Origin of the sequence: Sandarakinorhabdus sp. (genome assembly GCF_031422795.1) — a bacterium.
In the GTDB taxonomy this organism is placed as follows: domain Bacteria; phylum Pseudomonadota; class Alphaproteobacteria; order Sphingomonadales; family Sphingomonadaceae; genus Sandarakinorhabdus.
Window position 1 is genome coordinate 1 of the sequence record NZ_JANPML010000103.1, and the last position, 3078, is coordinate 3078.

General features: G+C 65.5%; 4 protein-coding genes. 2 read left to right on the forward strand and 2 right to left on the reverse strand.

The window, feature by feature from the left end; translation table 11 throughout:
* The first annotated feature begins 160 nt into the window (after positions 1-160).
* Together RMO81_RS03985 and RMO81_RS03990 are read left to right on the forward strand one after the other, a co-directional pair.
* Positions 161-1306 (forward strand): ATP phosphoribosyltransferase regulatory subunit, encoded by a 1146-nt coding sequence (locus RMO81_RS03985; protein WP_310474450.1) that lies wholly within the window; start codon positions 161-163, stop codon positions 1304-1306.
* Positions 1303-2193, forward strand: a complete 891-nt coding sequence (locus RMO81_RS03990) for a 50S ribosomal protein L11 methyltransferase (RefSeq protein ID WP_310474451.1) — start codon at positions 1303-1305, stop codon at positions 2191-2193. Before RMO81_RS03985 ends, RMO81_RS03990 begins: the two co-directional genes overlap by 4 nt.
* A 27-nt stretch (positions 2194-2220) precedes the next feature.
* Here the strand turns inward: RMO81_RS03990 and RMO81_RS03995 are convergent, their stop codons facing one another.
* Positions 2221-2370: a hypothetical protein gene (locus tag RMO81_RS03995; RefSeq protein WP_310474452.1), complete on the reverse strand. Its 150-nt coding sequence runs from the start codon at positions 2368-2370 to the stop codon at positions 2221-2223.
* A gap of 131 nt (positions 2371-2501) precedes the next feature.
* Positions 2502-3078: helix-hairpin-helix domain-containing protein (locus RMO81_RS04000; protein WP_310474453.1), on the reverse strand; the 577-nt coding region annotated here is incomplete at its 5' end.

Genomic DNA, 3078 nt, shown 5'->3' on the forward strand with positions numbered 1-3078 from the left:
CTGCGCTTTGTGTGATCCTACCTATTCCCCTCCCCTTCAGGGGAGGGGTTAGGGGTGGGGCCGTGCGGCGGCGGACCATCCTCGATCGCGGCGACCCCACCCCCAGCCCCTCCCCTGAGACGCAGTCGAGCGAAGCTCAACGGGAGGGGAGCAGTTGGCCTTGCCCACCCACCCCCAACCGGCTAACCGCCGCCCCAAGACAAGTTTCGGCCACCTTCCCGAAGGGCATCGCGATCGTTTGCCGCCACAGGCGCAGGCGCTGGCCAGCCTTGTGCGCACGCTCACCGATGTCTGCGCCGCCCATGGCTATGAACGGGTAGCGCCGCCGCTGATCGAGTATGAAGCCAGTCTGGCCAGCGGCAGCAGCCGTGAACGCCTGCGCTTCACCGACCCTGTCAGCCAGATGACGCTGGCCCTGCGGTCTGACATCACTGGCCAGGTTGGCCGCATTGCCGTCACGCGGCTGGCCGGGCAGGCCCGCCCACTGCGCCTGATGTACGCCGGGCAGGTCGCGCGCGTGCGCGGTGACCAGCTTTCCCCCGAACGCGAACGCACCCAGGCCGGCGCTGAACTGATCGGCAGCGACAGCGCTGGCGCTGCTGCCGAGGTGTTGGCCGTCGCGGTCGAAGCCCTCACCGCCACGGGCCTTGCCGGCCTTTCGGTCGATCTCACCATGCCAACGCTGGTGGCCGATCTGGCTGCTGCTGGCTGGGCGCTGGGCACGGCCAGCCTTGCGCAGGTGCGGGCATGGCTGGATGGCAAGGATGTTGGCGCCCTGCGCTCCGCCGGCGCAGCCCAGTTTGTGCCGCTGATTGCCGCTGCTGGCCCGGTGCAGGCCGCACTGGCCGCGCTGAAGCTGCTGGATCTGCCCGATGCCGTGCTGGCCCGCCTGGATGCGATTGCGATGTTGGCCGGGGGGCTGGCGAGTGGGCAGGCGGATATTTCGGTCACGCTTGATCCCACCGAACGCCACGGCTTTGAATATCAGACCTGGCTCGGCTTCTCATTGTTCGGTGCCGGGTTGATGGCCGAAGTCGGCCGCGGCGGCGCCTATATGGTGGCGCACGCCGATGGCCGGCAGGAAGCGGCCATCGGCTTCTCGCTCTATGTCGATGGGCTGGTTGATCTGGGTCTGGGCCAGGAAGCTCGCCCGCGCGTGCTGCTGCCACTGGGCACAATGGCTGCCGTTGGCACAAGCCTGCGCGAACAGGGCTGGATCACCGTGGCTGGGCTCGAATCCGGCACGACGGCAGCGGCGCTGAATTGCAGCCATGTCTGGGCCAATGGCGCCGTCGCCGCCGCATGAGCTGGACATTGCGCTTTGCCGTGAACCGCGCCGAGGCTGAATCCCTGCCCGATCTGTTTGATCTGATCGACGATCCGCCAACGCTGAATGTCGAGGAACCTGATCCGTCGAAACCCGATGATTGGGTGCTGACCGCCTATTTTGCCGAACAGCCAGCAGCGGCGATCGTGGATCAGATTGTTGCCCTGTTCCCGTCGGCTGCTGATCCCTGCCTGGAAGAACTGGCCGAAGCCGACTGGACCACCCTGTCGCAGCGCGGGCTGGAACCGGTGCGCGCCGGGCGTTTTCTGGTCCACACCGCTGATCATGCCGATGCCGTGCGGATCGGCGATTGGGCCTTGCAGATCGAGGCCGGCCTGGCCTTTGGCACCGGCCAGCACGCCACCACGCACGGTTGCCTTGCCGCCATTGCCCGGCTGGGCAAACTGCGCCGCTTTACCAATATCGCCGATATCGGCACGGGCACAGGTGTGCTGGCGATGGCGGCCCTGCGCCAGCAGCGTGCGGCCAACTGCATCGCCAGCGACATCGATCCCATCGCCATCGACGTGACGGCGCAGAATATGGCGCTGAACCATTTTGTCGCAGGTGCATGCATTGGCCGCATGGCTCTGGCCGTCACACCGGGGCTTAGCGCCCCCGCGTTGAACAATCGCGCGCCTTATGATCTGGTGCTGGCCAATATACTGGCGCCGCCGCTGATCGCCCTGGCACGGGATTTATCACGCGTCATCGCGCCTGGCGGCGTACTGGTAATGGCCGGGCTGCTGGATCGCCAGCAACGCGCCGTGGCCAACGCCTATCGCCGGCACGGGTTGGTGCCGGCGTGGCCGATGGACCGCAAGGCGGAATGGCCTTGCCTGGTACTGACGAAAAAACCTATTTGAATCCGGATGTTTGCCCCGTTCCAGCGCTTAGAGCGCGTGGAACAGGCGGGCTTCGATCAACGCCGGCGTCAGCATGACGCGGCGTTTACGGATCGGCAGGGGACGGATCGGGGCCAATACGTCGGCAACCGGCAAGCCACGCACCTGCGGTTCAAATTCAGTCGACAAGACCTTCATTGTTACGCTCCTTAACGCGTCACCCGGGCCAATTCCCTGATGACGTGCCCGGATATACGACCAACTTCGTCGTTGTTGCAGTGCAGCAGATTCAGGATCAGCCATGCAATCAACGCATGGACTATGTCCGATCAGGATTCAGATTGCGCCTGCGCTGCCAATGCCAGCCAGCCATCTTCGTCAACCACCTGAATTCCCAAGGCTTGCGCCTTGGCCAGTTTGGACCCCGCCCCCGGACCCGCCACCAGCAGGCTGGTTTTCGCCGAAACACTGCCCGACGTTTTGGCGCCCAGCAGCTCGGCCAGGGCTTCGGCTTCCTCGCGGGTGAACTTCTCCAGACTGCCGGTGAACACGATGATCTTGCCTGAAAGGCCGGTCTGCTTGACCTCTGGCAGCGGTTGCGGCGTCACGTGCGCAAGCAGATCAGCCAGGGTCTGCCGATTGTGCGGCTCGGCGAAGAAATCGATCAGAGCCTCGGCCACCACCTTGCCGATGCCGCCCACCGCCGTCAGCCGGTTCACGGCATCTTCGGCGGTCGCGGCGTCCTGCACCGCCGGCGCTGACCGGAATACCCGCGCCAGATCGCGTGCCGTCGTCTCGCCCACGTGGCGGATACCAAGGCCGAACAGGAAGCGATCAAGGCTCACGCCCCGCCGCTCGTCGATGGCGGCGAGCAGTTTGTCGACGCTCTTTTCCTTGAAACCCGGC

Excerpts from the sequence above, each read along its gene's own strand:
- RMO81_RS03990 (WP_310474451.1), top strand. The coding sequence starts at position 1,303 with ATGAGCTGGACATTGCGCTTTGCCGTGAACCGCGCCGAGGCTGAATCC.
- RMO81_RS03995 (WP_310474452.1), bottom strand. The coding sequence starts at position 2,370 with ATGAAGGTCTTGTCGACTGAATTTGAACCGCAGGTGCGTGGCTTGCCG.